General features: G+C 65.8%; 4 protein-coding genes. All 4 read right to left on the bottom strand.

What is annotated here, in order from left to right:
- On the bottom strand, positions 1–1,156 hold a 1,156-nt coding region (locus ACI944_RS13180), incomplete at its 3' end, for an FAD-dependent oxidoreductase (protein WP_411719491.1).
- Positions 1,156–2,169, bottom strand: a complete 1,014-nt coding sequence (locus tag ACI944_RS13185) for an electron transfer flavoprotein subunit alpha/FixB family protein (protein ID WP_411719492.1) — start codon at positions 2,167–2,169, stop codon at positions 1,156–1,158. The genes ACI944_RS13180 and ACI944_RS13185, both read right to left, overlap by 1 nt.
- Positions 2,162–2,974: an electron transfer flavoprotein subunit beta/FixA family protein gene (locus ACI944_RS13190; protein WP_411719493.1), complete on the bottom strand. Its 813-nt coding sequence runs from the start codon at positions 2,972–2,974 to the stop codon at positions 2,162–2,164. The genes ACI944_RS13185 and ACI944_RS13190 overlap by 8 nt, the downstream gene beginning before the upstream one ends.
- A gap of 247 nt (positions 2,975–3,221) precedes the next feature.
- Positions 3,222–3,610: SIR2 family NAD-dependent protein deacylase (locus ACI944_RS13195; protein ID WP_411719494.1), on the bottom strand; the 389-nt coding region annotated here is incomplete at its 5' end.

Here is a 3,610-nt window from a genome sequence, read left to right on the forward strand (position 1 = left end):
ACCAGTTGTAATGCTCCAGGTTCTGGACGACAAAGGAGTTCTCCAGTTCCGTCTCGTAGGTGGCCAGCGCGCGGTCGTCGACGCCACCGTTCGCCATTGCCGAGGCCACCGCGCGGCCGGCGTGATAACCGCTTTCGACGGCCATGTTGGTCCCCTCGAGGTGGACGCCGTTGTTCAACACGAGGCCGGCGGCGTCGCCGACGATCAGCGCACCGTCGTGCACCAGATCAGGCATCGCGTCGGCGCCGCCTTCGGGGACAGCGTGCGCGGAGTACTCCACGAGATGCCCATCCCGGACGAGTGGAGCAATCGCCGGATGCTGTTTGAACTCGTCCAGCACCTCGTCGGGCGACTGGCCCGTCGCGGCGTCCTCGATGCGGTAGACGACGCCGACGCTCACGGTGCGTTTGTTGGTGTAAATGTACCCGCCGCCGACGCCGTCACCGACTGCGCCCTCGCCGAAGTAGTTGAAGGCCGCGCCGGCCTCGCCGTGCAGGCGGAACCGTTCCTCGATCGTCTCGCGATCGAACTTCAGGACTTCCTTGGCCGTGACCGCCACCTCGTCGCGCTCGTGGTGGTCCCGGAGGCCCGCGCCCTCGCCGACCAGGGAGTTGGCGCCCTCGGCCAGGACGACGACCGGGGCGCGGAGTTCGCCGTTCGGGCGGTCGGTGTCGACGCCGACGACGCGGCCGTCCTCGTCCCGAAGGACGTCAGTGACGGTCGTCTCAGTGACGACGGTCGCGCCGGCCTCCTCGGCCTGTTCGGCGAACCATTCGTCGAAATCCCCGCGGAGGACGGTGTAGGCGTCGTTATGGGGTTCGTCGAGCCACTCGCCTGGCCGCATCGAGATCGCCGTTTCGTCACGCTCGCTCAAGAAGCCGTACCGCTTCTCGGCGACATAGCGTTCGAGTGGCGCGTCATCGAGGTCGACCAGTTCGCGGATGGTCGGCGTGAACAGCACGCCGCCGAAGACGTTCTTGGTGCCAGGCGACTGACCCCGTTCGATGATGATCGGTTCTAGCCCCTCCTCGGCCATCGTCAGCGCAGCGGCCGACCCGGACAGGCCGGCGCCGACAATGATGGCGTCGAAGTCGCCGTCGTAATTGATGTGCTCGTTCGACGTAGCGTCTCCCTTGCTCTCGCTTTCGACGGACATCAGACAGGCACCTCCCGTCGGGTCTCCTCTCGAATCATCTCGGCCAGCGCGGGACAGACCTCGAAGAGGTCGCCCACGATCCCGTAGTCGGCGTGCTCGAAGATCGGGGCGTTCGGGTCGGAGTTGATCGCGACGACGGTCTCGCTGTCGTTCATCCCCTCGAGGTGCTGGACGGCGCCGCTGATCCCAGCCGCAATGTAGAGGGCGGGCCGGACAGTTTTGCCGGTCTGGCCTACCTGGCGGGGGGCCTCGATCCAGCCCTCGTCGACCGCGGCGCGGGAGGCCGCGACTTCCGCATCGAGCGCGTCGGCAAGGTCCTCGATGGGGGAGAAGTCGCCCTCGACGCCCGCGCCACCGGCGACCACGATGTCGGCGTCCGTGATGTCGGCCACGTCACCGACCGACCGTTCGAGAACGCGCGAGAGCGTATCCGACTCCTCGACGACGACCTCGGTGTTCTTGATCTCGCCCTCCCGTTCGGGATCGTGCTCGTCGACGTCGAACACGCCCGGTCGGACCGTCGCCATTTGCGGGCGGTGGGTTTCGCACTTGATCGTCGCCATCGCGTCGCCGCCGAAGGTGGGCCGACGGGCCAGCAACAACCCGTCGTCGTCCACGTCGAGTTCCGTGCAGTCGGCCGTCAGCCCGGCATGGGTCGGCACTGCTACGCGGCCGGCGAAATCCCGACCGGTGTGGGTCCCGCCGATTAGCGCGATATCAGGCTTGTACTCCTCGACGAGGTGGCGGAACTGGTCGCCGTAGGGATCGGCCCGGTAGGGTTCGAACACCGGATCGTCCGCGACGAGCGCGCGGTCGGCCCCGTGGGCGATAGCTTCTTCGGCGACGGTTTTCACGTCCCGCCCGATCACCAGCGCGACGAGGTCCTCGCCCTTCTCGTCGGCGAGGCGTCGGCCCTCCGAGAGGAGTTCCCAGGACACCGACGCGACCTCGTCGCCGTGGACCTCGATAAACACCCAAACATCCTCGTACTCGTCGGGATCGACGTCAGTCATCGGCGGTCACCTCCCCACGGAGTCGGTGGACGTCCTCGGCCATCGCCTCGAACAGGTCCTCGGGCGTCTCGACGGTCTCACGTTCCCGTTCGACCGGATCGGCCGTGTCCATGCCACCGACCTGGGTCGGCGAGACGTCGAGGCCCACTTCGTCCTCGACGCCGATGTCCGCGGCCGACCAGACCTGTGGTTCGAACTCGGTCTCCGAGAAGATCTTCCGGTGCAGGCCAGCGATTCGGGGCGCGTTCTCGCCGAACTCGTAGGCGACGACGACCGGGAGGCTGGCGGCGACCCGCTCGTATCCTCCTTCAACGTCACGTCTGGCAACGAGTTCCTCGTCCTCGGGGTGCGGTTCGAGGTCCTCGACGTAGGTGAGCTGGGCCCAGCCGTTGTGGGCGGCCATTCCAGGGGGTACCTGTCCCGTCGAGGAGTCGGTGCTTTCCTCCCCACAGATGACGATGTCGGCGTCGAGTTCGTCGGCGGTCCGGGCGAGCGCGAGGCTCGTCGGCCACGTATCACTGCCGGCGAAGGCCTTGTCCGTCAGGAGCACCCCATCATCGGCACCGAGGCCGACGGCGGTCTGCAGCACTTCATCCGCCCACGGCGGCCCCATGGTGACGGCGATCACTTCGCCCCCGACCTCGTCGCGCACATCGAGGGCGGCCTCGACGGCGTTGCGGTCCGGCTTGTTCATCACGGCTGCCGCGTCGGCGCGGTTCAGCGTCCCCGTCTGCGGATCGATGGAGACTTCGTCAGCGTCGGGAACCTGCTTTACGCACACGACGATCGTCCATTCGTTTGTCATAGTGGGCCCTGGGTTGTGTGGAAAATTTTCAATACACTCCTTCTCTCGGAACGGGATTGAAGTAAACAGGCTGCTCGTTCCCAGTATTTGGGAACGTCGATTCGGCGGAGAAACCTCCTATATTGCCCAACTTGCTCACAAAAACGGTTCGCCGAACAGGTTTGTACCTGCCATGTCAACGGTTTTCAATGAATGTCTGGCCTTTCCAATTCGGAAGTGCCGTCGCGGTCCGACGCGGCCGAAAGTATCAGTCCCCGATCGCGTCGACAATGGCCGGCAGCGCTTCTTCAACTGGTTCATGGAGGACATAGTCGGCGAACGGGTCGACGGGCGTTTCATCGAGGTTGATGATACCGAGCGTCGCGTCGCCGCGACCAGCCATTCGAGGCAGGCTCGCCGCCGGATCCACCGTTAGCGACGACCCGATGGCCAGCATCACGTCGGTTTCCTCGGCGAGGCGTCTGGCCTCGCGCATGGCGCCGAGGGGCATTTGTTCGCCGAAGAGCACCGTGTCGGGTTTGAGCGCACCGCCGCAGTCCTCGCACGTGGGCGGATAGTCGGCTTCGTCCAGTCCTTCGACAGCCACAGTCGTCTGCACCGTCCAGCCGCAATTCTCGCATGTGGACGTTGCTGCAG

The organism is Natronomonas sp., from assembly GCF_046710025.1.
GTDB lineage: Archaea > Halobacteriota > Halobacteria > Halobacteriales > Haloarculaceae > Natronomonas.